The organism is Thalassomonas sp. RHCl1 (assembly GCF_947387555.1).
Classification (GTDB): domain Bacteria; phylum Pseudomonadota; class Gammaproteobacteria; order Enterobacterales; family Alteromonadaceae; genus Thalassomonas.
Genome location: NZ_CANDNZ010000003.1, coordinates 445,492 through 471,467 on the forward strand (window position 1 = coordinate 445,492; position 25,976 = coordinate 471,467).

At 44.0% G+C, this 25,976-nt stretch carries 24 protein-coding genes; 16 read left to right on the plus strand and 8 right to left on the minus strand.

What is annotated here, in order from left to right:
* Positions 1–110: 110 nt before the first annotated feature.
* Positions 111–1,262 carry a toll/interleukin-1 receptor domain-containing protein gene (locus tag QL234_RS12310; protein WP_281558137.1) on the minus strand — a complete coding sequence of 384 codons (1,152 nt, stop codon included), beginning with the start codon at positions 1,260–1,262 and terminating at the stop codon, positions 111–113.
* Positions 1,263–1,366: 104 nt separating this feature from the next.
* The gene (locus QL234_RS12315) at positions 1,367–1,834 is read right to left on the minus strand and encodes a M23 family metallopeptidase (RefSeq protein ID WP_281558138.1); all 468 of its coding nucleotides are present in this window, start codon (positions 1,832–1,834) and stop codon (positions 1,367–1,369) included.
* 971 nt (positions 1,835–2,805) lie between these two features.
* On the opposite strand from QL234_RS12315, the gene QL234_RS12320 reads away from it, so the two are divergent.
* Positions 2,806–3,909 (plus strand): radical SAM protein, encoded by a 1,104-nt coding sequence (locus QL234_RS12320; protein ID WP_281558139.1) that lies wholly within the window; start codon positions 2,806–2,808, stop codon positions 3,907–3,909.
* Positions 3,910–4,177: 268 nt separating this feature from the next.
* On the opposite strand, the gene QL234_RS12325 is transcribed toward QL234_RS12320, so the two are convergent.
* Positions 4,178–4,861, minus strand: a complete 684-nt coding sequence (locus QL234_RS12325) for an ureidoglycolate lyase (RefSeq protein ID WP_281558140.1) — start codon at positions 4,859–4,861, stop codon at positions 4,178–4,180.
* Positions 4,862–5,092: 231 nt separating this feature from the next.
* On the opposite strand from QL234_RS12325, the gene QL234_RS12330 reads away from it, so the two are divergent.
* The 4 genes from QL234_RS12330 to QL234_RS12345 all read left to right on the plus strand — a co-directional run bounded on the left by QL234_RS12330 (position 5,093) and on the right by QL234_RS12345 (position 11,013).
* Positions 5,093–7,951, plus strand: coding sequence for a TonB-dependent receptor (locus QL234_RS12330; protein WP_281558141.1), 2,859 nt, complete (start codon positions 5,093–5,095; stop codon positions 7,949–7,951).
* A 99-nt stretch (positions 7,952–8,050) separates the two neighbouring features.
* The gene (phnX, locus tag QL234_RS12335; RefSeq protein ID WP_281558142.1) at positions 8,051–8,860 is read left to right on the plus strand and encodes a phosphonoacetaldehyde hydrolase; all 810 of its coding nucleotides are present in this window, start codon (positions 8,051–8,053) and stop codon (positions 8,858–8,860) included.
* A 43-nt stretch (positions 8,861–8,903) separates the two neighbouring features.
* Entirely contained in the window at positions 8,904–10,301 is a 1,398-nt protein-coding gene (locus QL234_RS12340; RefSeq protein ID WP_281558143.1) for an FAD-dependent oxidoreductase, read from the plus strand.
* A 1-nt stretch (position 10,302) separates the two neighbouring features.
* On the plus strand, positions 10,303–11,013 hold the full coding sequence (locus tag QL234_RS12345; protein ID WP_281558144.1) for a UTRA domain-containing protein: 711 nt from the start codon (positions 10,303–10,305) through the stop codon (positions 11,011–11,013).
* Positions 11,014–11,104: 91 nt separating this feature from the next.
* On the opposite strand, the gene QL234_RS12350 is transcribed toward QL234_RS12345, so the two are convergent.
* Positions 11,105–12,265, minus strand: coding sequence for an amino acid ABC transporter substrate-binding protein (locus QL234_RS12350; RefSeq protein ID WP_281558241.1), 1,161 nt, complete (start codon positions 12,263–12,265; stop codon positions 11,105–11,107).
* Positions 12,266–12,850: 585 nt separating this feature from the next.
* On the opposite strand from QL234_RS12350, the gene QL234_RS12355 reads away from it, so the two are divergent.
* From QL234_RS12355 to QL234_RS12385, 7 genes are all read left to right on the plus strand, one after another.
* The gene (locus QL234_RS12355; RefSeq protein ID WP_281558145.1) at positions 12,851–13,015 is read left to right on the plus strand and encodes a hypothetical protein; all 165 of its coding nucleotides are present in this window, start codon (positions 12,851–12,853) and stop codon (positions 13,013–13,015) included.
* 65 nt (positions 13,016–13,080) lie between these two features.
* Positions 13,081–13,260 (plus strand): hypothetical protein, encoded by a 180-nt coding sequence (locus QL234_RS12360; protein ID WP_281558146.1) that lies wholly within the window; start codon positions 13,081–13,083, stop codon positions 13,258–13,260.
* Positions 13,261–13,597: 337 nt separating this feature from the next.
* The gene (locus QL234_RS12365; RefSeq protein ID WP_281558242.1) at positions 13,598–14,896 is read left to right on the plus strand and encodes an N-acetylmuramoyl-L-alanine amidase; all 1,299 of its coding nucleotides are present in this window, start codon (positions 13,598–13,600) and stop codon (positions 14,894–14,896) included.
* Positions 14,897–15,125: 229 nt separating this feature from the next.
* A complete protein-coding gene (locus QL234_RS12370) occupies positions 15,126–15,500 on the plus strand; it encodes a hypothetical protein (protein WP_281558147.1) in 375 nt (124 codons plus the stop codon).
* A 29-nt stretch (positions 15,501–15,529) separates the two neighbouring features.
* Positions 15,530–16,084 carry an AAA family ATPase gene (locus QL234_RS12375; RefSeq protein WP_281558148.1) on the plus strand — a complete coding sequence of 185 codons (555 nt, stop codon included), beginning with the start codon at positions 15,530–15,532 and terminating at the stop codon, positions 16,082–16,084.
* Positions 16,085–16,254: 170 nt separating this feature from the next.
* Positions 16,255–16,452, plus strand: coding sequence for a DUF4177 domain-containing protein (locus QL234_RS12380; RefSeq protein WP_281558149.1), 198 nt, complete (start codon positions 16,255–16,257; stop codon positions 16,450–16,452).
* Positions 16,453–16,571: 119 nt separating this feature from the next.
* The gene (locus tag QL234_RS12385; protein WP_281558150.1) at positions 16,572–17,048 is read left to right on the plus strand and encodes a DM13 domain-containing protein; all 477 of its coding nucleotides are present in this window, start codon (positions 16,572–16,574) and stop codon (positions 17,046–17,048) included.
* A gap of 245 nt (positions 17,049–17,293) precedes the next feature.
* On the opposite strand, the gene QL234_RS12390 is transcribed toward QL234_RS12385, so the two are convergent.
* Entirely contained in the window at positions 17,294–17,884 is a 591-nt protein-coding gene (locus tag QL234_RS12390) for a class I SAM-dependent methyltransferase (protein WP_281558151.1), read from the minus strand.
* Positions 17,885–17,992: 108 nt separating this feature from the next.
* On the opposite strand from QL234_RS12390, the gene QL234_RS12395 reads away from it, so the two are divergent.
* The 3 genes from QL234_RS12395 (at position 17,993) to QL234_RS12405 (ending at position 20,506) form a co-directional block, all read left to right on the plus strand.
* On the plus strand, positions 17,993–18,796 hold the full coding sequence (locus QL234_RS12395) for an AraC family transcriptional regulator (RefSeq protein ID WP_281558152.1): 804 nt from the start codon (positions 17,993–17,995) through the stop codon (positions 18,794–18,796).
* Between the two features lie 410 nt (positions 18,797–19,206).
* Positions 19,207–19,557: a DUF3703 domain-containing protein gene (locus QL234_RS12400; protein ID WP_281558153.1), complete on the plus strand. Its 351-nt coding sequence runs from the start codon at positions 19,207–19,209 to the stop codon at positions 19,555–19,557.
* Between the two features lie 223 nt (positions 19,558–19,780).
* A complete protein-coding gene (locus QL234_RS12405; protein WP_281558154.1) occupies positions 19,781–20,506 on the plus strand; it encodes a hypothetical protein in 726 nt (241 codons plus the stop codon).
* Between the two features lie 150 nt (positions 20,507–20,656).
* On the opposite strand, the gene QL234_RS12410 is transcribed toward QL234_RS12405, so the two are convergent.
* Positions 20,657–21,853: a DEAD/DEAH box helicase gene (locus QL234_RS12410; RefSeq protein WP_281558155.1), complete on the minus strand. Its 1,197-nt coding sequence runs from the start codon at positions 21,851–21,853 to the stop codon at positions 20,657–20,659.
* A gap of 292 nt (positions 21,854–22,145) precedes the next feature.
* Positions 22,146–24,158: a TonB-dependent receptor gene (locus QL234_RS12415; RefSeq protein WP_281558156.1), complete on the minus strand. Its 2,013-nt coding sequence runs from the start codon at positions 24,156–24,158 to the stop codon at positions 22,146–22,148.
* A 407-nt stretch (positions 24,159–24,565) separates the two neighbouring features.
* On the opposite strand from QL234_RS12415, the gene QL234_RS12420 reads away from it, so the two are divergent.
* On the plus strand, positions 24,566–25,036 hold the full coding sequence (locus tag QL234_RS12420; protein WP_281558157.1) for an FKBP-type peptidyl-prolyl cis-trans isomerase: 471 nt from the start codon (positions 24,566–24,568) through the stop codon (positions 25,034–25,036).
* Positions 25,037–25,201: 165 nt separating this feature from the next.
* Here the strand turns inward: QL234_RS12420 and QL234_RS12425 are convergent, their stop codons facing one another.
* The gene (locus tag QL234_RS12425) at positions 25,202–25,819 is read right to left on the minus strand and encodes a hypothetical protein (protein WP_281558158.1); all 618 of its coding nucleotides are present in this window, start codon (positions 25,817–25,819) and stop codon (positions 25,202–25,204) included.
* Between the last annotated feature and the right edge of the window lie 157 nt (positions 25,820–25,976).

Below are 25,976 nucleotides of genomic sequence, written 5' to 3' on the forward strand. Positions count from 1 at the left end.
GAGGTAAATGCTCTCCTTGGTTGAAGGGGTAGCACTATAAATAAAGACTATTAAGCGGGCTGAATCAATAGCGAAATAGTCTTTTTTTATGATTAAATTTGGGAAGAATTTCAGCTGATACCTGCCAGCACATCGGAAGCATCAAGCTTCCAGGGAACTGGGGTTGTGCCATTAACAAGATGCCTTATAACTAGTTGAGGATACACATATTTATCGAGATTTCTGTAATTACAGACCTCTATCAGGACATCAGGCCCCTCATAGACGCCCTCTTCGTTTTTGAGCCGCTTTATCTCATCTTCGCCTACCCACAAATTAAAAGCTAAATCAGGGGACGAGGCCTGCCACACAACAACGGATTCAACAGACGAAACCTCAAAGAAGTTAGCAGCAGAGACATTGCTGCCAAGTGATGCCGACTGCCACATTCTGCCATATTCAGAATTTTGGGGATCTTCCGGGGATTGAACGAACCATAATTTATACACGATTTGCGCACGCAATACCTTGGCAAACCAGTAGATGGCCTCAGAGGAACAGCCGTGATTTACCATTAACGCCACTCCTTTGCGGATATTTTTCTCTCCGCTTTTAACAAAATCAAGTGCATGGCTAAGCCCGCTTTCCAGCTCCGGGCTAAAGTACGGGTCTGTTTCAATATTATCAATGCGCTGATGTAATCGACTGAGTAGCCTTTCGTACTCCTCATCATTGCTTATCACAATTTGATCGCTGCTCAGTGACAAAGCGTCCTGACGAGAAGCAATGCAATCTATTGCCTTAGTTAAGGATGAGGTATTCAAATGAACCTCTCGCGAGAAACTAAGAGCGAGTAATTCACGTTCTTTTGGCGGCTGTATATTTCTGCCGCCATATTTGTCCAGCAGTTCAACAAGCAGAGAAAGCGGGGCAGAGAATGAAGAGGAGAAATCTCCATAGAGACGATCAGCAATTTTCAAAGGAAACTCGCAATCGTCTAACCTTAAGGGGATCAAGAATTTGCGCCCTATCGTTTCTTCTTTGACCAGGGCCGCATTGATTTCCCGGTTTACCCAGCCTGATTCTATCGCTGACTTGGATACTACAAGCAGTACCAGGCTGCTGGCCTCAATCCCGTCATAAATCTTGTCGATGAGCGAATCACCCAATTCAAGTTTCCAGGAATCCAGCCATACAGGAAATCCCTCAGACAGGAGTGCGCTAGCAAGTTTCTTGACAAAGGGTTTGTCACTTGATGAATGAGATATAAAGATATTTGACATATTTGCTCCCAACTGACGGGCGTAAATATAACGCCTTGCTAATAGTACGAGAATTTTTGCTAACTTTTCATAAAGTTATTAAATTTCACTCCAATCACCACACCTCAACTCTCATAAGGCAAGGCAGTATAGGTTTTAAATTCTGTTAGTATTGCCTGACTTGGATTTGCATTTTTAAATGATATTGGAATTGGCGGACAAAGTTCCAATTTCACAGCCGAGTTTTCAGCATCAAAACAATCTTCTGTGATTTGTTGAGCATAAAGGTGTAAGTGCGGGTATGCTGAATTTCCCGTATTGCCGCTATAACCGATAACCTCGCCTTGTAATACCTTGTCTCCCGCTTTTACTATTGCCCCTTCAAACATCAAATGCCCATACCAGGAAAGAATGCCGCCTTCATGTTCTATGCCGATGAAATTGGATTGGAAAGACTCGTTATCCTTGTTATCTTTAAAATTCTCGGTTACCAGAACAATACGGCCGTCGTCAATTGCGACTATGGGAGTTCCAACAGGCATTTTGAAATCGAAAGACATATGTTGTTTTTCTGCCAGGTTATGTGACTCCATAGTACAATTTCCCTGTGTTAGCGTATAACTTTCACCTACTTTCCAGGGGAGAACAAAGCGAGATTTTTTGGGGCTTGTATATTGGTTAGCAAATTGACTTGCGCAGGCTGTATCTATATGTGTTCTAAATATTGTGCATGACTGTATGAGAAGCAGTAATGCTACGATAACAAAAGCATGTGTTTTATTTCTATTCCAACGCATAAGCACCTAATTATTCGATTCTAAATCTATTGATTTAACAGAAACTATGCTGAACAGCCAAACTGATTTATATCAAGCATAATCCGTTTTTTACATTAGCCAATATATTCGTTTGTTCGACAATAAACTTAAAGAGATAAGGTCTTTATCTGGGCAGTTAATGTCAGCTGTAACACAAGCGCCAGCAGTCAGTACTAACCACCATTATCAGATTTGATGCTGATAATGGCCTTAATAAACGGGTGATTAGAACACCATACAGGATTTATATTGGATTCCGCATTCCACGCGGTTTTCACCTGAACTGATGCAAAGATCATATTGCTGCCCGCAATAATACGACAGGAAACCCTCAGCTGCTGATGCCGAATTCAGCATACCAACTCCTACTCCTACACTGAGTAATAACGTTATTAGTCTTTTATTCATATATGGAACTCCTTGTTCGCTCAAATTCGACAAAATCATCATTACTGTTTGCGCACCACACGCAGCGCAAACAAACAAACAAACAAACAAACAAACAAAAAATTAACCAATGAATAACAAGACAATATCATTAAAAATCAACACCAGCAATCAAAGCCCCTTAAATATGATTTATTGCGTTTCATCATATTCAGGAAACTATAAAAGCAGGTCGTACTCATTTGCTAAGCTGTCGATAGAAAAATTGACCAGAATCAAAAAGAATTTCTGCACAACCTTATATGCTCAAAAGTGATATTAACTCCCTTTTTTAACATGATATTTCAGGTACAAAGTCGATGAAAACAACGAACGATGATACCCGTTTGTTCCGTGAGGAAAATAATTTAATCAGTGATATTTACAGGGATGAAAATTTCAATATGCCGGTCCGATATGTTTTGGGACTGACCAATGAGTGCAATTTAAATTGCCCCTTCTGTTTTCTTGAAAAGCACTGCGGTAAGTTTAAAATGGGTTTGGATGACTGGAAACAAGTTACCGATCAGCTGCCTGATTACTCCAGGGTTATTTTATTTGGCGGCGAGCCCATGTTCTACAATCACTTTGACGAAATATATTCCTACATAGCCAATAAATTTCGCTGCACCATAGTGACCAACGGCACCCTATTAACACAAAAAAAAGTTGATGTTTTACTCGAAGCAGATAAGTTGGAAGATATTGCCGTTTCCATTGACTGTATCGGCAATTACAACCGGGATTTTACCAAGCGGCAATGGACCCGCCTGGTCGATGGCATAAAATCTTACAATGAAAAGCGAAAGCACAAAGCAAATAAGCCTAAACTTGGCGCTGCTTGCGTATTGTTAGATGAAACAGCGCATGATTTATTTGACACACACAGGTTTCTCCATGAAGAACTTGAATGTGATTATGTAACTTACTGCACCTTAAACGGCACAGAAATGCAGCTATGCGATAAAATGCGCCCCTATGATTCCCTCAATATTCCAGAAGCCCCGCCAAACTATAAAAACTGGGATGTGATCATGGCTATGCTGGAAAAGATCCGACATTACAATCAGGCACGAGACATCAAGAGTTATTTTCGGCCAAAAATTATTGACTTCAATCAGGCTGAGGAACTGGATAAGTTAAATATTCTCAACACCGACAGCTTTAATAAATCAAGCTATGGCGCATGTAAAATTCCCTGGTCAGATTGTCGTATCTATGGTGATGGCAGTGTCACTAATTGCCTCGGGCTGGAACTTGGCAACTTCAAGCGCAATGGTGATCTCAGGTCTATTTTGGCTGGCCCCGTAAGCCGAAGTTTTAAAGCCGATTTAAAGAAAAATAAATTTTTTGAGAAGTGCTCGCGCTGTGTTTTTTTATATGACAAGCAATTCTCATACACCCCAAATGAAAAATCGAAGTGATGCTATTGCTATTTCTAGCGATGACCCTCGGGCAAAAATTTTCGGAGCAAGCGCTTATTTTGCAAATTGCTGCACCTGACTATTAACAGAAGTTATCGGCATGCTTCTATTAGCAGTGTGCAGCAAGGCAATTTTTATTATGCTAAAAAGCTAGCCAAACTTTGGTAGCGTCAATATCGATAGGAGTTAAATCAAGCTCAAACACGCAGTTGTCAAGGCATTCCCCCTGGTTATGCCCTACTTTCATTTAATTTTTCTTAACATGATTTTACTTAGGCTGAGCCAACTCAAGGCTTAAATAACAACCAAACTCTTCAACAAAATCACAGGCAATACAAGCATGTACCTTGCCCTGTTTACCTTGAAAATTCGCATTTTTCGCCAGGGGAAATATCGGCTGGTGCCAGATATTCGGCAAGATTTGAATACCGAAACTGCCGTCACAATAAAAGCCGACAAAGTCATCCGGCGAAATATCATCCCCCGGTAATGCCAGCAAGGCGATAAAAGGAGTGCCGTCAGCGGGATAAAATACCTGGCCGCCGTCCGGGTGATAGTTAGCCTCCCTGATCAGCACCCGGCTATAATCAATATCGGTTTGCGACTCGGATGCTGTTGCCGGATCGGCAAACCAGCCGGAGATATAATTGCCGTCTACCGCATGATTTCGCGCCAGCATCAAACCTCCTTTTCGCTCGAAAATAAACCGGCCTTCGGTGATGCCTCCTTCATTACCCGTACCTTGTTCGACCTTACGCCAGCCGGGCGCAGGCCAGGTTTCAATGATCACTTGCTCATTATCATAGCTTTTAACCAAGCGGCCAAACGGGGAAAAATTTGCCTGAGTGGCGGGAATTACCGGCACCTGATGCAGCTTAATATTACTCTGGTGGATTGAAGGCATGTTATTAACCTCAATACAGGGTTCGGCAATGCTTGAGTCTTTTTTCATCACTGGGCTTCCATTAAGTTTTTCCGCTAGTTTACCGACAGATTTTGTTGAATCAAGCTGGTATAGACCAATTAATAATTTCTTATTATTTCCTTAATTTGACTGTAACCAAACTGTCATTTATCCGGCCTAACATTATAAAAAAACTGGTATAGACCAAAAAAGCCAGAAAAACATAAACAACTCACTCATTCATAAGTTAAGTGCCAACATAAAGATAAGGGTCATAAAATGTTAAAGCTCAAGCCAGTTGCGGCAGCCATCATGGCAATAACCAGCATAAATGCGTTTGCCGACGGATCGGTGATAGGTGAAATTAGTGATGCCTCCGGTAAATTATCCGGGGCTAAGATCTCTATTGTTGGCGCCAATTTTGTCACCGCTTCCGACAAGCAGGGGAAATTTAATCTCAGCCATTTACCTCCCGGACAGCATACCCTAAAAATTGATTATCTGGGTTACCAGCCCAAAGAAGTGATGATTAACGTCACCGACAGCCAGGAAGTCAATCTCGGCGCCCTGCAGCTAAGCTATGCCGCAGACTCTTTACAGGAAGCACAAGCCATTGAAGAAGTGGTGGCCCTGGGTTATATGCATCGCGGCAATATGCTCGCCATGAATATGCAAAAAGAAGCGCACAATATCAAAAATATCTTATCTGCCGACGGCATAGGTAAGTTGCCCGACCGCAATGCCGCCGAGGCGGTGCAGCGCATGCCGGGCATCTCCATTGAGCGGGACCAGGGGGAAGGACGTTTTGTCGCGGTACGCGGCCTGCCGGCGCAGTGGAACTCCACCAGCATTAACGGCGATCGCCTGCCCACGGCGGAAGAAGAAACCACCAGCCGCGCCGTCGCCTTTGACTTTTTCCCCACCGATATGATCGAAATGGTGGAAGTCTCCAAAGCCATTACCCCGGATATGGAAGGTGATGCCATCGGCGGTAATGTTAACTTTATCACCAGCCGGGCTCCGGACGAGCAAATCTTTACCATCAATATCGCCGCCGGCGACTCGGAAAAAGCACAAGGTGGCAGCCAGTCGTTTAATGTTTTATACGGCGACCGCTCGGCAAACGGGCGTTTTGGTTACCTGGTCAACGCCACCGCCTGGGAGCGAGACTGGGCCACGGATAACTATGAGCCGCGCCGCGCCATTGACGACGACGGTATCGCCGGTGTTCACCGCCTGGAGCTGCGCGACTATACCGGCACCCGCACCACCTATGGCTTAAATGCCTCGGCGGAATACCTGCTCGATAACGGCCTGGTATTCGCCAAAGCCATGTACGGCACCCTCAGCGATGAAGAAACCCACTACAAACACCGTATCCGCTTTAATAAAAACCGGGTGGAGCTACAGGAAATCTACAATGAGCTGATCACACAAATGCACGGTTTTCAAATCGGCGGCGAGCATGATCTTGACTTAAACACCCAGCTCAACTGGCAATTAAGCACCTATGAAAATACCTTTGAGTACGGCGATATTCCTAACAAGGAAGACAATGCCTATTACGTGGTTAAATTCAAACAAGCGGTGGAATTTGATGATGACGTCGGCCAGCGTAACGGCAGCGACACCGGCAGCGGCCTGGTGTATAACACCATAGACGGCGGCACAGATCCCGGCCGTGAAATCGGCAGCCATTTACCGGACGACTGGGTCATGGATCCACAACAGGCGATATTGGCGGATGTCGAGTTATACGGCATAGATGTTAAAGAGCGTGACAAAATCGTACTGCAATTGGATTTAACCCATGCCTATGACTCACAGCTGGAATTAAAAACCGGCTTTAAATACCGTGAAAAAGAGCGCAACGCCAGCTTTTACGATAAATTCTACGGCTGGAATGAAGCCGAATACGGCCCGACACCGACCATGGCAGATATCGCCGATGACTTGGGGGTTGAGCTAAAAGACCAGCCGGGGCGCAGCGACTACCTCGACGGCGATATGCCGCTCAGTTACCACCAGCATTTCTCCCAGGTGATCCCGGTCAACGACTTAAAGCGCTGGTGGCAACAAAACCAACACAAACTCACCTTTTTACCGGAAGACTCACAAACCGTTGAAAACGGCGGCGGCTTAAACCGCAATTTTGACTTAAATGAAAGCCACACCTCACTTTACGGCATGGCCACCTATCAGTTAAATGACGAACTCACCCTGTTAGGCGGGATCCGGGCCACCCATACCGACACCGAAGTTGACGGCTATGTTGCAGTAGAAAATGACAGCGGCACCAGCGTCGAGCCGGAAAAAGGCAGTAAAAAATACTGGTCGGTATTACCTTCGCTGCATCTCACCTATGAGCTTGATGATTTACGCCAGGTAAGAATGGCGTTAACCCGCACCTTCGCCCGTCCGGACTTTGGCCAGTTATCACCGGGGGCCACATATCTGGAAATGGAAAACCAGTTGAAGTCGGGTAACCCGGAACTCGACCCTACCTATTCCAACAACTTTGATTTAATGTACGAGCATTATTTCGATAATGCCGGCATGTTCTCCGTCGGCTATTTCTATAAGCAAATCACCGACCCGGTATTTTCACAAACCTACCAGGGCAGCTACCGTGACCAGTCGGTGACAGTGAAAAGCCCGCTCAACGGCGACGATGCCTGGCTGCACGGCATCGAGTTTGCCACCAACACCAGCTTAGGTTTTATTTCCCCGGCGATGGAAAACTTTGGCTTTAGCTTTAACTTCACGCTGATGGACTCAGAAATGGATATCCCCGGCCGTGGAGATAAAGTGAAAATCTCCCGCCAGGCAGATGAGCTTTATAACTTCGCCTTTTACTTTGACAACAACGATTTTAGCGCCCGTGTCGCCGTCAACCATAAAGGGGAATATATTGAAGATCACGGCAGCAATACCGACTTAGACACATACTATGGTGACTATACCAGTGTTGACGCCACTGCCTCTTATTACCTGACCGACAATGCCATGGTATATCTGGAGCTCAACAACCTTACCGACGAGCCGCTGGAATATTACACCGGCTCAGAGCAGCGCCCCAACCAGATTGAATACTACGGCCTGCGCGGACAAATAGGCATTAAGTACGACTTTTTCTAGCCATTTTCTAACCATAGTAAATAACACCGGCTTGACCTTTAAATGGCTTAGCCGGTCATTTTCCCTGACAAATTTTCCGGATGATTACCAGGAGTAAACATGAACAAGATTGAAGCCGTTATTTTAGATTGGGCCGGTACCGTGGTTGACTACGGCTCAGTTGCCCCCACCAGCATTTTTGTCGAGGCCTTCAAACAGGCATTCAACTTTGACATCAGCTTAAACGAAGCCCGTATTCCCATGGGCATGGGCAAATGGGACCACATCAAAGCCTTAGGTTTATTGCCCGAAGTAGATGCCCGCTGGCGTGCCCGGTTCGGTCAAAGCATGACGGATGACACCGTAGATCAGATTTACCAAACCTTTATGCCGCTGCAAATCGCCAAGGTGGTAGAACATGCCGAACCGATTGCCGGAGTATTGGAAACCCTTGAGTGGCTGGCAAGCCAAAACATTAAAATCGGCTCCTGCTCCGGCTACCCCAGGGCAGTCATGGAAGCTTTAGTGCCGGTCGCCGCCGATTTTGGCTATAAGCCCGACAACTATGTTGCCAGCGATGATTTAGCGCCCGGCTCCCGCCCCGGTCCCTGGATGGCGCTGCAAAACGTGATTGAACTTGGGGTAAAAGATGTCGCCAACTGCATCAAATTTGACGATTCAGCCCCGGGGGTCACCGAAGGTTTAACCGCCGGTATGTGGAGTGTCGGCATTGCCGTAACCGGTAACGCCATCGGCTTAACCGAGCATGAATGGCAGGCATTAACCCTGGATCAGCAGGCAGAATTAACCACCCGGGCCTACAACAAGCTATATCAGGCGGGCGCCCATTATGTGGTGGACTCACTCGCCGACGCCACCTTAGTGGTACAGGAAATTATGGCCAGACGCACTCGCGGCGAACGGCCATAAACTGTTTATGGCAAATGGAAATCACATTCTGGAAAGTAAGCAAATGACAGATGTCTTTCAACCTTTTTGGTTTGACCAGGCGATAACCGAGCAAGGGGAATTTAACTTACCTACCCTTAACAGCAATATCACCGCCGACGTCGCCATCGTCGGCGGCGGTTTTACCGGCTTATGGACAGCAATCAAAATCAAACAGCAAGCCCCCGACAGCCAGGTAGTGCTTATAGAAAAAGACCGCTGCGGCCAGGGAGCCTCGGGAAGAAACGGCGGTTGTATGCTGACCTTTTCCACCAAATATGCATCGCTGGCAAAACACTATGGCTATGAAGAGGCGATAAGATTGATCAAACTTTCCGAGCAGGCGGTGTTTGACATCGAGCGTTTTTGCCGGCAGCACGGTATTGATGCCGACATCCGCATTGACGGCAGTTTATACACAGCCACCAACTCTTGCCAGATAAAGCAATTAAACCACTTATACGCCTTTTTACAGCAAAGCCGGGTAAGCGGCTGGCAAAAAAATGACCACAAACGCTTGCTGGGCGGCTCAGCAAAAAATATCGATGCTATCTTCAATCCGGCCGCCGGCAGTTTGCAGCCAGCCAAGTTAGTGATGGGACTGGTAAAAGTGGCGCTGTCCTTGGGGGTTAAAATATACCAGCACACCCCGTTAACTCAGCTACACAAATCTAATCCTGTTGTATTAAACACACCCTTTGGCAGCATCCGCAGTAAAAAGTGCGTGTTAGCCACCAATGCCTGGACCCCGGAAATCGTCAAAGAGCTCAAGCGCAGCATAGTATTGGTGTCTTCAGATATGCTGATCACTGAGCCTATGCCGGAGCTTTTGGCGGCACAAGGGCTAAATCATGGCATGGCGGTGGCAGACAGCCGGATTTTTGTCCATTACTACCGCACCACGCCAGAGGGGCGTTTGATGCTGGGTAAAGGCGGCAATTACTTTTCTTATGGCAATAAGATGCGCCCCTTGTTTGATCAGCCTTCACGTTATCAAAGGCAATTAAAGCGGGCTTTTAGCGCATTTTTCCCTGAATTGCCGGCAAAGTTTGCCCGCAGCTGGGCCGGCGCTTCGGATCGCTCCGCCACCGGCTTGCCCTTTTTTGGCGCGCTAAAGGATAACCCTAACATTTTCTATGGCTTAGGCTATTCCGGCAACGGCGTGGTACAAAGCTTTTTAGGTGGTGATTTCTTAAGTTCTTTAGTGTTAGACTTGAAAAATGAACACTCCCGCTCGCCTATGGCCCGGGGCCCGTTGGCGCACTTCCCCCCCGAGCCGATAAGAAGCTTAGGAGCCAAGATGGTCAAAGCAGCAGTAAAGCGCAAAGAGCATATGGAAGATCTGGAACAACCGCCATACTGGTTAGACTGCCAGCTGGCCAAACTTGCCGCCAGTGCCGGCAAAGCAGATAAGAATAATTAGCATGCCATTATACCAAACGATTAAAGATGCCCTGCCCGAGCTGACGCTTTCAGGGGAGATGACCGACAGTGATAAAACCCCGGGAAAATTACCCTCGGAAAGGCAGCTGCAACAGCAGTTTAATTCCACCCGGGTAACAGTGCGCGAGGCGTTAATGCGCCTTGAAGCCGAAGGGGTGATCTACCGGCAAAACCGCATCGGCTGGTTTTTATGCCCGAAGCGCCTGCTGTGGGATCCGATCCAAAAAGTTAATTTTTATCAACTGGCAAAAAACCAGGGACTAAAAGCAAGAACCGACTTGTTAACCTGCAAACAAACCCGGGTCAGCGATGAGATTTTTCAGGCCTTTGCCCTCGATAAGCAAAGCGATTTTTATGAGCTATATCGTATCCGCTACCTCGATGATCGGCCTGTGATGGTTGAAGAAATTTATTGTCCGGCGCAGCAGTTTCCCGGCCTGGCTGAAAAAGCCCTGGATAGCTCGATCACCACCATTTTTCAGGATGACTATCAAGTCAAAATCAGCCACGAGCAAAGTGACATTATTGTCACTGCCCTGCCCGATGATAAGGCCGAACAGCTTAACTTAAACGGCGGTGCCGCCTGCTTGAAAATCATCAGAAAACGCTTCAACGCGCAGCAAGAGTTAGTGGATTACAATATTGAATATTGGCTACACAGCGCCATTGAAATGCGGGTACAAAGTAATTAATCATCCAAGGCGAATAACGCGAGTGCAGTGTTATTTGCCAGCGTGAAACCAGCAAAACGGTTGGCATAAAAATGCTGATTTTCACGTCCCCCTATTTAACCCCCAACAATAGCTTACCGGTGGCGACAGCTGTTGGATAGATGATCACCGGTTTACTCTGCTGAATTTGAAAAACCAATGGGATCAAAGCATTATTTTGTCCATTTTGTCCGAATCTGACCGGCCCCCAAAAAGTCGTTTCATTGATTTTGGCCAGTTCATTACGCACCAATTCACCCTCAATACTCTCGGCACGCTCTAAAGAGAGCTGAAATAAGACACCGGCAAGAGCAGCAGAGGCTTCAACATAGTCCGGTAATTTACCGTAGCGGTTTTGAAAAGCCTGAACGAAGTTTGCTGTTGTCCCAAAAATGTCACTGCCGGTGTACTGAACTGCGGGATGCCACCAGGCCGCACTGGTGACATTCTCAGCCAAGGGGCCGACAGCGTCGATAAATTCCTGGTAAGCTGGTGCAGCAATCATAGTTAACACCGGGGCTGTGATGTCAAGCTTTGCCATTTGCTGCCTTAAAAATATCAGGTCTGCGGTATACCCGAGTGCAAATATCCAATTCGGACGCAAATTTTTTAACTGCTGCAATGCTAACGAATGATCACTGGCGTCAATAGCGTAAGGGCTGTACAAAACTATGTTCATTTCCCGCTTTTGGCTGGATATCTTCACTTCCCGCGCAATAGAGAGCGGAAAAAGATCTTTGCGTACCAGCAAAGCCACCTTGTCAGTCAGGGGCAAAGTTTGCTTTACCAAATCCATCAGCGGCTCAATTAGTGTTTCATTAGGTGTGAATATGCCAAAAAGATATTTGTGCCCCCGGCTATAAGCTTGATAAGAAGAGGCTGTTACTGCGATCATCGGAACATGATGTTTTTGCGCTACTGCAGAAGCTTCTCTTGCCGCCATAGAGCCGTAGGGCGCAAAAAGGAGGTTAACGTTATCTTTGCCGACCAGGGTTTCGACAGCTTCCCGGGCTTTGGCCGAGTCCGATTGATAATCAATATAAACAATTCTAACAGCATGGTTTCTGCCACCTATATCGATCCCTCCCTGTTTGTTAATAATGTCGGCCCAAAGCTCATAACCCCGCTGTTGTTTGGCCGCCTCTAACGCCAGTTTTCCCGTAAACGGCAATGGCGCGCCGATATGTATGACAGGCTGGGCATGGGTGAACAGATTCGTTAAGAGTAGTGCCATGGACAAGCATATTCGGCATATAGAGGACAACCCTGCCATTCAATAGACACTCAGTTCAATAAAAGCGCAGGATCATTATAGTATATCTCTTATCGCCGCCGGCAGAGATGGGCATATGCAACCGAAGACGCTATGTACCAGGCAAACACGCATTTGTAGCTGTAAGACTCTGCATTTATATCAAGAATGATAACCCTACGAAAAATATTTGCGTAAAAGTGTGGTTAGACAAAAGTTTCGTATTCCGTTCATTTTCTTAATATTGGAAATTTCAGCAGATAGATTGATATAGGAGTATAAAATGTATATTTTACGCTTTATTAAATGCTTAATAGTTAGGAGCTTAGAGAGCATAGGTGACTTCTCAAGATTTATTTAAAAAAGGAAATTTCTTTAAAGCCAGAATTACCAGGGTTGAACCTGCAATTAATCACACTGGTTTGCAGCGGTATTTATTTTACTTATCAAACTAAAAAAAGTTTTATTGACGGCTTAAGTAAAAACAACAGCTAACAAGTTCAATAATCGCAATAGCTGCGCTCTTTTCAGCTATGACCCCTTAGCAGATAAACAGGAAAGTTAATTATGAGTATTATTGAAAGTGTCCTTATTGCTTTAGGCTTGTCGCCAGGTAAAGAGTTGGCAGATTCTATGCGAGAATCAAAGACGTTAACAATTATGATTATCCTTGGTCTTGTTTTATTCGCTGGTTTCGCTTTATTTTTACTTCATATGGCGGGCAAGCAATAATTGTAACCTGGTGTAGTAACCAGCTAGCAAGTCCATGTCATTCGTTAGACGTTTTGGAGCATTATTTGAAGTTTTCTGTATTCATTTTATATTTCTTTGCAATGCACGTATTTGCTTGTGGAGAACTGACAGAAAAAGCGTTTCTTCCTTTTGCCGTTGAAATTGAAAACAGTGCCGGAAAAAACATGAAGACATACGAAGTATTTTTTCCTGTCAAAGATATCAAGGAAACAAATTTTTTTTAAATGGCATAACGTCATATGTGCCGGAACTCTTTCAAATAGAGCTGTATTATCTGGAAACAGACCGCTATATTGGTGATTATTATTCGGCAATGCTGACCCTTAATAAATCACTTATAAATAAAGCTTTAATCGTTGGCAGTTACAATGCACTGAACAGGGAAAAAACTTCTTTAGTCTTTTGCGGTAATTTCAAACGGTTTGAATTAACATCACAGCTAGAAAATAAGCGGCCTGATTTAAGAGATGTAGCGCCCCCCAAGCCACTTATACTTTGATATTTATCTAAGGGAATGAGTTGATTACAAATTACAAAAACAAAATAAACTTTAGTTATGCTCTGAAACGATTAGCCGTCTTTTTTGCGCTGTGTATTTCTCTTCAGGTTCATGCGGCTAATCATATTAACGGTATACGTGTATGGCCCGCTCCTGAAAGTACCCGTATTGTTTTCGATTTAAGTAAAAAGCCTGATTATAAATATTTCAGTTTATCCTCTCCACAACGTTTAGTTATTGATTTTAAGGATAGTAAATCATTAATTTCTTTCCAAAACAGCATTAAAGATGATCGTCGTATTAAAAAAATACGAAAAAGTAAGCCAAAAAATAAAGATTCAACTCGTATCGTGTTAGAGCTTGCAGATAAGTATCAGGTCACCGTGTTTCCATTAGCGCCAATAGGCCAATATGGAAATCGTCTGGTTGTCGATTTATATGATAAAGACCGCGACAGTAAAGTCATTAGCAATAAAAGTACTGACTCAAAACGCGATATTGTTGTTGCCATAGTTGCCGGCCATGGTGGTGAAGATCCCGGCTCTATTGGCGCCAAAGGCAGTTATGAGAAGCGCGTCACCTTAAAAATAGCGAAAAAATTAGCGAAACTGATAAATAATCATCCGGGCATGAAAGCGGTGATGATCCGCCAAGGTGATTATTATGTCACCCATGACCGCAAACCCAAATTAGCACGTAAAAATAAAGCCGATTTATTAATTTCTATCCATGCAGACGCATTTACCTCACCGAAACCCAGTGGCGCTTCGGTATTGGTACAATCGCCACGAAGGGCAAACTCTGAGTTTGCCCGTTTGATTGCTAACCGTCAAAAAGAGTCTGAGCTGTTAGGCGGTGCGGGTGAAACGATTAAAAAAACGAAAGATAAAAATCTGGCGATTACCCTGGCGGATATGAAAAAAGAACATACCATGAAAAGCAGTTATGAATTTGCTACACATGTTCTCAGGCAATTAAAAAAAGTCACTAAGCTGCATAAGAAAAAACCGGAAGGATTAAGCTTGGCTGTACTTAAGGCCCCCGATATTCCATCGGTGTTAATTGAAACCGGTTTTATTTCTAACCCGACAGATGAAAAGAATCTCAACAGTTCTGCCCATCAACAAAAGTTAGCAAAAGCAATATATACGGCGATAGATAATTATTTTAGTCGTAGCCCGTCTGAAGGTACTTTGTTAGCTGCCAATCGCGTGAGAGTGCATAAAGTCACCCGAGGCGAATCACTGTCTGTTGTCGCGCATCGCTATAAGGTTTCTGTCGGGCATTTAAAAAGGATAAATAACCTCACCTCAAATACGATACGAATTGGACAAACGTTAAAAATACCACAAGCGGAATAATCCAGAGGCTGCTGACCTTTCGATTAAAACTTTATTCAGCCTAAAAGCACTTTGAACACTGTGGCTCATAAATGAGCGCTTTACAAAAATAGCGTTTCTAAACGAGGAAAGGGCCGCTGCTGCCAAGACATTCAAACGGAAAAAATACAGTGAATTGTTTAACACAATAACCAGGGATATTTAGCCGCTTAATGTGGCATTGTTGTCCAGTATGAAGATAGAAAGATACATGAATGATGAGGGGCAATTTCGTTGCTTTGTGGTCGATAATGCCAAGATTTCTCGCAACGGCATGACCAAGATAGCTTCTGCGATTCCTGGTGTAACGATCACAAAATCGCCAAGGTTCTTTGATGACGATGTTTTTTGCGAATTTACCTATAAAGGAAATTCATTCACCATCGAGGAGCCCTACGGTGACAACGCCACCTATGATGTTGTCGCACCAGAAGATAGTTTAGTGGCTTTCGAGGAGATAGCGACTTTTTTTGAGGAGGCAACAGCAATTAAGAGCAGGGACTGGGGCTACAACATTATGTTTTTGTTGCGCACGGTTATAGCCAGTCTACTCTTTATCGGGTTTATCAGGTGGCTTAGCAGCTAGCGATTTGAATAATAAGAAAATATATAAATATGAATGAAGTAAAAGTAATAGCGATAAGCGGTGTTTCCGGCAGCGGTAAAACTTCGGTAATTAAACAATTATCGAAGGAGTTTTCTTGTCCGTATCTACTTTTTGATGATCATACGGATGAAAATACTTATCCAAACGATATGAAGCTATGGTTTAAGCATGGTGCTGACGTATCAGAGATAAAAACGCCGAAATTTATAGATTCTCTTCGTCATTTAAAAGCAGAGTGCGATAACGAGTTTATTTTTATCGAAGAACCATTCGGTAGATGCAGAGGCTCAATTTCTTCATTGGTAGATTACGTGATTTTACTAGATCAACCTATGGAAGTTTGTCTGTCGCGTGTGATTATGCGGCATATTAAACACCCCTCGGGTGATCCGTTAAACTCCATTCCCGGCTATTTATCCATGTATGACGGGTATTTTCGGGAAATATATATAGAGTCCACTAATCAAGTCCGTGAAGATAGCGATTTTATCATTCAAAAGGTGGCATCAATTGAGTCAACGACAAAATCAATTAGCCACTGGTTGAAGACTAATGTAATCTAACAAACGCATTAAATTCAACTTGTTCCTCGGTTCAGGCGAACATTAGATGTTTAATATCCGGGAGCAAGCCCGAGTATTAAAAAAATGAATATCCGAAGAATTGGATTTAATGTGGCACTTTTCAGTGAATAAAAGCTGTTAGGCATCCGACGAAAATTACCAATGGATAAATGATGAAAAAATTTGAATATAAGATTGTCGATTCAAAAGATGTAGAAACTGCTGGCTTGTTTAAAGGCAGAAAACGAGAAGATGTAGAAAATTATCTTAACGCTTTAGGAAATGAAGGCTGGGAACTTGTAAACGTTGATTTTCGTGAACTCGAGGGCGGGTTAGAATTCGCTGGAGTAATGAAAAAAGAAGTTTAGGCAAATGATAGCATTTTTATGTGCCTGATAAGTCGAACCGCGATGGCAGGCAAAGCTGGCTGGACCTGCGCACAAGCCTTAGTAGCAAAGCATTCGATGAGTGCTATATTGAGATGGTAATGAAAGCAAAAACTTTAATAACACTTATTGTGACACACCTATCCGTAGGAGCAATTGGATTTGCGGCGGGGATTTATGTCCTTCCTATTATCACGGCCCCCACCTCTCCTACGGCATCAGAAATATCAGTCATTTCCTCTAAAGCGCAATATTCTGCGGAGTTCAAAAGAGATCTTAAAGACAGTGATTCACTTCACTGGGGTATGGGTAAGGTTTCTATTGGCTCAGAGTTCATCACTCTCATGGGGGAGCTTGCACCTGGTCCAGACTATAAGCTCTATCTGTCATCAAAGTTCGTAGAAACAGAAGATGACTTTAATCGCTTAAAGGGCACTATGGTACAGGTAGGTGATGTTAAGACCTTTGAAAATTTTGTAGTGAAAGTATCCCCCGATATTAATCCGTCTAAATACAACACTGTTATTGTTTGGTGCGAAACTTTCGGTGAATTTATTACATCAGCAAAGTATCGTTGATTAACGTTATACAACAAAAAATTGCTGTGCATCTGCCTGTCCTTAACGCTTATAACGAGTAATCGAGATAGGCAGTTACACAAGTTTCACCACAGTCTCAAGGTCAAACAAACCGGGTTGAATACACTACCGCGCTTTTTGCCAAAAGACGCAATAGCCCACGTCAGCATACTCCCCCCATATTGATAGCGTTCGCCCCCAGAGTTACCCAATGAGCCGAAATTTTCTCCAGCTAGATACTGCACTTAACTAGACGATTTAACTGCCTCAACGACCAAAAACTCACCTTCGGATGAAGTATGCAAACTTTTGTCAATTCCCGTAAAGCCAGACAGTTCAAGCAAGGTTTTAATGCCGTTAAATGATTTTAATGAGTTATCCACTTGCATATCTCCGTCAACAGGTGTGTTCAGATCTTCACACAGCCAAATACGCCCGCCGGGTTTTAATCCTTGAAAAATGAGCGACATGGCTAACTTGGAATCCCGCCAATGATGAACCGAAAAAGCTGCCAGTGTTAAATCCACCGAGGCATCTTCCACTGCCAGCTCTTCAGCTCCCGACTTAATAAATTGAAGCTGAGATTCCGATAAATCGGCTTTTTGTTGCCTTAGTCTGGCCAACTCAATCATTTTTTCTGTCGGGTCAATGGCCAGCACTTTAACCCCGGCAGCATGTTGAGCCAGACATAAGCTTAAGTAGCCCCCGCCGCAGCCGACTTCGACAATGCGACAATCGGCAGAAACCTTTGCCAGAGCAGGTATTTGTTGGTGAAACTCCAGCTCCCCCCATTTTTCGTCATAAGATAAAGCGTGCTCGTCATTCCAGTGATTCATCTGTTATTTAACCTGTTTCGTTTTGATGAGCTTATTTTCTCCTAGGTTTAGACACCGTCACAGTGCTAAACTTTAGCTATAATCGGCTTATTTTTGGCTTTTATTGGTTTGAACTCTTATCTCCCTATTGACTCCGGCTTCGCTCATATTGACGAACTGCACAGTGAAAAACATCATGCTCATGAAGAATATGTGATCACCCTGATGCTAGCAGGTTACGTTACCTTTGAAGGCGAACAAAGCGTGAATATTAAGCCGGGCATGCTTACCTTAGTGCCGTCAGGTATGCCGCACGCCTTAGTTAAAGGTAAAAATATGCAGGTGCACTGGTTAAGTTTTGCCCCCTATGCCGTTCACTTAGATGAGAAGCATGCACTGATGCGCCCTTTTGCCCAGGTACGCAAAGGTGCTTTGCCTATCTTCAAGTTACCCTCAGCAAGGCTCGATTACGTGGTTAGCCTGTTTAATGAAGTCCAAAATGAATTGGCGGCAGGAAAATCAAGCAAGGTTTTAGAGAGTTTAGTTTGTCTGATATTAAACGAAGCAGGAAAAGCATCGAAACTTACCCTTGTGGATTTAGGGGCAGAAACCAAAGTCAGCAAAGCGATACAATATATTCAGTCACATAGCTGCGAAGGCATTAGCCTGAAAGACGTCGCATCGGCACTCCATATCAGTCCGGCCTATCTGGCAACTAAAGTTAAGCAGTCAACCGGATACACTGTGGGTCAATGGATTATCAGGCACAGGTTAAAACGGGCTATGGAACTATTGGCAAATACCGATGAAAAGGTTGAGCAGATAGGGCTTAGCTTAGGCTGGCAAGACGTGACTCATTTTATTCGGCAATTCAAAAAATTCCATCAGCAAACACCCGCGGCCTGGCGACGTGAGCAAAAACAGCAGCAATAGCTCATTGCAATCAAAATCTGAACAAAGCGGCTTTACACGATACTATTTCCATAAACTTAATAAGTCTTTCCCTAGCATGACACTTTGGTTAAAACCTGTTGAATCACCATATAAAAAGTGCTCCATGATCACACAACTTCCCCCGCAGATATCTTTACAAATGGCTTTTATAGCGTGTGTAACAGACAAGCAGGATTGACCACAGGTTTATAGATGAACCACTATCTTATCCCGGATTCATTCGGACTTCATTCTCCGTTGCAGGTGTGATCTGACTTCAAATCAACACAGGCTGGAATAAATTTAGCCGGTTTATTCAAGTTACCTTTAGATATCTTGAATATTATAAGCAGACACACACAAAGTTATCGTTAATGCTAATGAGCTTGAACAGTTAAAGAGGTTTGAATATGAAAAGTAAACTCAAAAATGCATTCGAGCAGGAAATGCAACTGGCAAAAGAGGCGTATAAGAAGAGTAACTACCCTCAGAGTTTTCACCACCTGGAAAGGGCCCATATCCTTGGACAGTCATACATTATCCCTCACACAAGATCTCACTGGTGGATGCTTAAGCTTGGCTGGAAAACAGGCGATTATAAAGAAATTTTCGGACAAGTTACCCGAATTATTGCCTCCCTTATTTTTTCCCGGGTTTGGGTGCCTGTCGGCAACACCGGAGGGGCCAATGTCAATCCATTGAAAAAGATGCCAATACCGCAAGAATTGCAAAAATACCTTGATGAAATCCCGGACAGGTAACTCATATAATACTGCGTAGGTGAATCGCGAAAAGGAGCCTTGTTGCAGTTTTGCTGTTTTCAAAAGCATAACGGTATGGGTAGCCCGCACATATCAGGCTTATACCTGTTATAGACTACCGTTAATGGACCTTAATTTGCCGGCACAGGCTGCAACTTGTTTTTCAGAATTGCCTTATACTTACTGAAAGTCCCTTCATCTGCGTAAAAACCAGCCGGTAAACATGAAACTCTATGCTTTTATTTTTCTGTTATTATTAGCCGGGCAAATAAATGCAAATGAAAAAACGATAAAAGTCGCCGTTGCAAAACTTCCTTTCGTTTCCGAAACCCTGTCCGGACCTTTACCCGATGTCATAGCCAGCATACTCGATGCCGGTGGAATAAGTTATCAGATGGACTTATTCCCTTTTCCCCAATCCCTTAATCAGGTCGCTATGGATAACTATGATATGCAAGTCCCTATCATTGAAAGTCCATTTGTCGATAAAAAGGCTTTAAAATACGAGCTGTCAAATACCGTGCTTTGGCAATTGCCTTTTGTCTTGTACACGGCTGCAGACCGGCCGCCGTTAGCAATGGATAATTTAAAACAATACAAAATTATTGTCAGCCTGGCCCATCAAAACCTTTTTGATTTTCCAACGATAGGAGTCCCTAAAATTGAAGGGGCGATCAAAATGATCCAGCATGCCAGGGTTGATGGCTTTATTTTTGCGGCGGCAACCGTTGACCCTGTTATTGATAAACTTAAATTAAATAATATCAGACGAACTTTTTTTGCCCGGCTGAATGTTAAAGCCGCATTTCCCGCAGGCGGGGCCGGAGGCGAAATAGATCTGGCACTGCAAAAAGGTATTGATAAACTGAAAAAACAGCAAATTTACCTGTCACTGATATCCGGATGGGCTCAGGAATACCAAAACTGGCAACCATACAAAAAATATTAATTCCATATAAACAAACTTGCAGGTTTCATAATCAAATTGTTACGGGGCGGGATATCGTGTAACTAGCACATAAAAATTGAGTCAGGCTTTAACTGTCCCGGTTTTGTTTTATTAAAAATCGTGGCCAAATTAAACTGACCACTGCAATAATCACCGCTCCTGGTTATTACGCTTATGCTTAGGCACGTAATTTAAAATAGAAACCGGCACCACCTTTTTCACGGGAAAGCCCTCAATTTCTTTGCGCTCAATAATGTGTCCCAAACGGCTTTCTATCGCACAAAGGTTTCTAAAATTATCTTTTGACACAAAAGAGATGGCTTCACCGGATGCACCTGCACGTCCGGTACGGCCAATGCGATGAATGTAATCGTCTGCCTGATCCGGCAAATCATAATTCACCACACGAGGAAGTTCATCGATATCAATGCCGCGGGCAGCAACACCGGTAGCCACTAGAAAGCGTAACTCCCCCGATTTAAAGTCGGCCAGTAATTTTTCACGAACCGCCTGGGTTCTGCCGCCGTGAATGGCCTCGGCTCTAATGCCGCGCTTTTCCAATTGGCTCGCCAGCTTGGCGGCGCCGTGTTGAGTTTCAATAAAGATAAGCGCCTGATCCCACTGCTGCTCCTTAATCAAATGACTCAACAAGGCAGATTTATTGCCCTTATCTACCGTGATCAGCCACTGGTCAATTTTTGCTGTGGTCGCACGTTCGGGAGAAATCGATATTTCAACAGCCTCCCTGATGGCGGTTTTCGCCAACCGGCGAACATCGTCAGAAATAGTCGCAGAAAATAACAGGTTTTGACGCTGCTCAGGCAGGCGATCAATAATTTTATTAATATCGTCGATAAAACCCATATCCAGCATTCTGTCAGCTTCATCGAGCACCAAAACTTCAAGTTCATCAAAATGCAACGCTCGTTGATGCGCCATATCCAATAGCCTGCCCGGGGTGGCAACGAGAATGTCTATGCCCCAGATCAACCTCTGTTTTTGAGGTTGGGCATCTACGCCGCCATACATTGCCATTGAACTCAGCTCCAGATGCTTACCGTAATGGCTAATACTGGCCTCGACCTGTACCGCCAGCTCACGCGTGGGAGTAAGAATAAGTGCCCGAATACGCTTGCCGCGCAGCTTGCGCTCGGTATTCAGTTTCTCCAGCACAGGCAAGACAAAACTGCCGGTTTTGCCGGTACCTGTTTGTGCGGCGGCGACTAAGTCTTTCCCCGATAAGATAACAGGTATTGCTTGTTCCTGAATGGCCGTGGGCGCTTTATAGCCCAGCTCAGATACGGCCTTTAAAATAGGATCACATAATCCAAGTTTTGAGAATGGCATTTAGAACCTCGGGCATATAATTATCAACGGATTGCTCTGCCTGCTTGTGCTAATAGCAGATCGCGAGTAAAAAGAGCCGCGCAGTATAACAACAAACCGCATAGCGTCAAGGCAGGAACTGAAAGCGTAGGCAGAAAAGCCGGGCACTTCATAGTAGCAGTTGTGGACAGGCATGCTGAACTTTACTCGTTAACTTTCAGCGTACAGAAATAAGTAGGGAATACAGCTTAGTGTAAGCGCATCAATCACATCATGCCTGGATGCAGCTTACCCTGCCCTGAAAGCTCATAGCTTAAAAAAGTATACTCAGCTGGTAACTTATTGAACGTCCTTGGGTAATTGGCACCTGGTTAACACCACGGCGCCTGACGTATTCGGCCATATTGACTTGCTCTTTGGTCAGGTTATTCACTTTGATATTATGAGATAACTGATAGCCAGCCAGGCGCTGTGTATAGCTGGCATTGATATCTAACGTGATTGAGGAGTTGATGGGAAACTCAGGCCCACGACTGCTGCTGCGATAGCTAAGCATGGCTGCCAGGGTGACATTATGCCAGGGCTTATTCAAACCCAGGGAGAGGTAATAGTTAGGAACAAACTTAAAATTATAATGCTCATCCCTGCCTGCTTTATCTCCATCGTCACCGTCCAGATAATTAGCACTTAACATGGCCCCCCAATTGTTCAGGCTCTGGTAGCGGGTCTCTATTTCTATGCCATAACCGGTAAACTCTTCGCCGTTATTGTAAATATTTACGTTGGGGGCAACAGTGCCGTCTTCGAGTATGAGATCGCCTATTCGCCTGAATATTTTATTATCATAAAAGGCATAATAAGCTGTTGCCTGCAAGGACCAGTTTGGCGCGACAGACAGATAAGAAACTTCAAAAGAATCACTGGTTTCGGGATTTAACTCCCGGTTACCATGAACACCTGCGCCGATATCAATAAAGAAAAGTTCGAAGATGGAGGGTGAACGATATGATTGAGCCGCAATAAATTTTATCCGTTGTTTTGCTGATAAATCATAACGGTAACTTAGTCGCCCGGACAGGTTGCTGCCGAAAAGTTCATTTTCGGTGTTTCGAACACCAAACAGCCAATGATGCTTACTGTGGTTTACGCCTAATTGACTCCAAAAAGCATAAGAAGAAAGACTTCTGCCGGTTATGTTCTGCCCCAGTATAAAGTTTCCGGCAAAGTCATAATTAGAAAAATCCAGGCTCCTGCGCGTGTCATAGTCTACACCTAGCTCTAAAGAATAGCTGTCGGTTAACACCTTATTAAAACTGAGCTGATGATGTATTCTCCTGCTTTTTCTACGGCTTGATTCTCTTTTGTCGGCAAAGCGGTAATAGCTTTTTTCGGTTCTGTCGTAGGCGAAAAGGTAGTTGAGTTTGCCTTGCTCCCCAAACTCGTTTTCATAGCCATAACTGAACATATAGCCTTCATTTTTCAGCGGACCGCCGGCTCTACTGAAAAAAGGAACAAAAGCAAAAAAGTTTTCATCAATTTCATAGGCATTGGCCAGTATTTTATGCTTGCCGTGTGTCAACACTGCACTGATATTGTCGTTATCGATGAAATCGGTGACTTGAGCGGTTTCTTGGTTTTCAGCGGTAAAATCTCTTTGCTGTTTAGCCTGCCGTTTTTTTGAGAGCGCAAGAAAGAGTTTACTTTGTTCAAACACATCAAAATTTTGCGAATAATTCAGTACATGATGACTATGATTACCAAGCTGAAAATTAGCATTGGCGTATGCCGGACGTTGATCTTTAAGCTTAATATTGATAACACCGCTATAGGCATTAGTGCCGTACAATACCGAACTCGGGCCTTTAAGTACCTCAATGCGTTCAACATCACGAATATTGATGCGGTTGAGTTTATTATCGCTATAAGTCCCATCCCAACTGGGCACATCATTGATCATCACCAGTACCTTGTTGGCATAATTGTCCTGCAACACTCCCCTGATAGTGGTTAAATTCTTTTGAAAATAGCTGTGGATCACTTCTACGCCGGCAAGCTTACTGATGGCACCTGAAATCGATTGGTAACCATAAGTCTGGATATCCTTGGCAGTAATCACCGATACCGTAGACCCGGTATCTAACAGAGATTCCGGCTGCGTAGAGGCTACAGTGATCGGTATTGCCAATAACTGCTCAAGACTCAAACTAAACAGGTCATCATCACTGGACTGCTGTGATAAGTTGGCCTTGGCATAACAACAAGATGTGCAGACAAAAAGAATGGAAGTAATGTTATTGATGACTCGGCCAAAGAAAAAACCATGCATGCGTACAACCTCATTTTAGGCTTTTACTCCGGCTATGATTAGCGCGGCATTAACCACTGCATCATAGTACCAGCAGAAACTTATGTTGTTCTTTTTCTTCAGATGGAATTTGCTAAATGCCTTCAGCCAAAATAAACAACATAAGCGCTCTAAAGCCCCAACAGCTAACAAGATCAAGTAAAGAAGATAAATGCTGGTTTTGCATTAAATTTAATAACACAACAGAGCCGTTATCCCCTCATAAACGAAAAAAGCCATATTTGTCGTATGATTACGCCTTAAACACCCGATACATCAAAAACTCAAATTTATAGCTGATTATTCTTATCGTAAAAATGCAATTTTGTTTATCGCCAAAAGCGACAGGTGCTAGAATGCGCACATCAAAAAAATTAATAGGATGAGTTATGAAATATGTTGTTTTAGCTGTCGTTATTGCACTGGTGGTATTTTATTTCACCAGAAGCGCAAATAATAAGAAAGTCGCGGTTGAAAACATTGCTATCGGCAAAGACTTTTTAGCAAAAAACAAGGCGATTGAGGGGGTTACTGAAACGGCTTCCGGGTTGCAATATCAAGTTTTGCAAAAAGGCGAAGGAACTGAGCATCCCACTGCCCGTTCAAAAGTAAAAGTGCATTATCATGGCTCTTTAATAGACGGCACTGTTTTTGACAGCTCGGTAGAGCGCGGCACGCCCATCAGCTTTGGTCTAAACCAGGTGATACGCGGCTGGACCGAAGGGGTTCAGTTAATGGTGGTTGGTGATAAATTTAAGTTTTTCATCCCGGCAGAGTTAGGCTACGGCAATAGGGCCGCCGGAAAAATAGCGCCCGGTTCCATGCTTATTTTTGAAGTAGAACTGTTGGAAATCCAATAATTCAATGAATTATTATCAGGCACTTTCAGGTTGAAAGTGCCTTATTTTCGAGGAGATAAATCTTTTAAGCTCCATCTCTGTCAGCTTTTGGAAAAAGCAGCAAAGCTCAAGAATGTCTCATTTGGAGTTATCCTTTTCTCAAAAGACTTAAATACCAGAAGCAGACTAAGAGAAAAACTCTCTGCGCCTCATCAGTAACAGCGCAAACATCGACATACCAAACAATAAAGCAGGCGCCGGCTCCGAGACGGCTTGCGGGTCATTATTATCGCCGGTACCGGTTAACGACAAATCATCCACTAAAAACCAGATACCAAAATCTAAATGCAGCTCATCGATGGCCCCTTGCTGGGCTTCAAAATACTTGTAGCTGCCATTTAACGCGGTATCTACTTCCCAGACAAGATTGCCGTTGTTGTAACCTTTCATCGTACCAAAAAGTCCATCGGGACCACCTGAATTTGGCGGCGAAGGATATTGTTTTGCCCATAAACCGTCAAAAATGAAATCATCGCCATTCTCCTGGGAAATAATGCCCATGCCCTTATGGTCGTTTAGCATGGCAAACTCACCGGAGTGCGCACCGTGGTTCCATGGGGAGTCGACAACATCAATCCAGTTCAAGGTATAATTAAAGACAAAGCCTTTGTATGAATAAATTTCAGTATATGAATTTTGAATACTGCCGCCGGGAATGTCATCAAAGGTCAGCAGCGTAGCCTTGGCCTGAAACCCCAAAGCAAACATGAATATGGTTATGCACGAAATAAAAGCGTTTTTCATTTTTACATCCTTAATAAAATTATTAGTAACTTTCACTACATAGAGCAAATACCATAAGGCAAAAAGCATTCCAGCTTAAACGTCAAAATTCAAGCACTTACAGCTTAAAGATCACAAGAGGCTTCAACCCCTTGTGTTGAAGCCTCTTTAAATCACA

Bases quoted from the DNA above. Each gene is read 5' to 3' on its own strand.
- QL234_RS12310 (WP_281558137.1), bottom strand. From the start codon at position 1,262: ATGTCAAATATCTTTATATCTCATTCATCAAGTGACAAACCCTTTGTC.
- QL234_RS12315 (WP_281558138.1), bottom strand. From the start codon at position 1,834: ATGGAGTCACATAACCTGGCAGAAAAACAACATATGTCTTTCGATTTC.
- QL234_RS12320 (WP_281558139.1), top strand. From the start codon at position 2,806: ATGAAAACAACGAACGATGATACCCGTTTGTTCCGTGAGGAAAATAAT.
- QL234_RS12325 (WP_281558140.1), bottom strand. From the start codon at position 4,861: ATGAAAAAAGACTCAAGCATTGCCGAACCCTGTATTGAGGTTAATAAC.
- QL234_RS12330 (WP_281558141.1), top strand. From the start codon at position 5,093: ATGTTAAAGCTCAAGCCAGTTGCGGCAGCCATCATGGCAATAACCAGC.
- phnX (WP_281558142.1), top strand. From the start codon at position 8,051: ATGAACAAGATTGAAGCCGTTATTTTAGATTGGGCCGGTACCGTGGTT.
- QL234_RS12340 (WP_281558143.1), top strand. From the start codon at position 8,904: ATGACAGATGTCTTTCAACCTTTTTGGTTTGACCAGGCGATAACCGAG.
- QL234_RS12345 (WP_281558144.1), top strand. From the start codon at position 10,303: ATGCCATTATACCAAACGATTAAAGATGCCCTGCCCGAGCTGACGCTT.
- QL234_RS12350 (WP_281558241.1), bottom strand. From the start codon at position 12,265: ATGGCACTACTCTTAACGAATCTGTTCACCCATGCCCAGCCTGTCATA.
- QL234_RS12355 (WP_281558145.1), top strand. From the start codon at position 12,851: ATGAGTATTATTGAAAGTGTCCTTATTGCTTTAGGCTTGTCGCCAGGT.
- QL234_RS12370 (WP_281558147.1), top strand. From the start codon at position 15,126: ATGAATGATGAGGGGCAATTTCGTTGCTTTGTGGTCGATAATGCCAAG.
- QL234_RS12375 (WP_281558148.1), top strand. From the start codon at position 15,530: ATGAATGAAGTAAAAGTAATAGCGATAAGCGGTGTTTCCGGCAGCGGT.
- QL234_RS12380 (WP_281558149.1), top strand. From the start codon at position 16,255: ATGATGAAAAAATTTGAATATAAGATTGTCGATTCAAAAGATGTAGAA.
- QL234_RS12385 (WP_281558150.1), top strand. From the start codon at position 16,572: ATGAAAGCAAAAACTTTAATAACACTTATTGTGACACACCTATCCGTA.
- QL234_RS12390 (WP_281558151.1), bottom strand. From the start codon at position 17,884: ATGAATCACTGGAATGACGAGCACGCTTTATCTTATGACGAAAAATGG.
- QL234_RS12400 (WP_281558153.1), top strand. From the start codon at position 19,207: ATGAAAAGTAAACTCAAAAATGCATTCGAGCAGGAAATGCAACTGGCA.
- QL234_RS12405 (WP_281558154.1), top strand. From the start codon at position 19,781: ATGAAACTCTATGCTTTTATTTTTCTGTTATTATTAGCCGGGCAAATA.
- QL234_RS12410 (WP_281558155.1), bottom strand. From the start codon at position 21,853: ATGCCATTCTCAAAACTTGGATTATGTGATCCTATTTTAAAGGCCGTA.
- QL234_RS12415 (WP_281558156.1), bottom strand. From the start codon at position 24,158: ATGCATGGTTTTTTCTTTGGCCGAGTCATCAATAACATTACTTCCATT.
- QL234_RS12420 (WP_281558157.1), top strand. From the start codon at position 24,566: ATGAAATATGTTGTTTTAGCTGTCGTTATTGCACTGGTGGTATTTTAT.
- QL234_RS12425 (WP_281558158.1), bottom strand. From the start codon at position 25,819: ATGAAAAACGCTTTTATTTCGTGCATAACCATATTCATGTTTGCTTTG.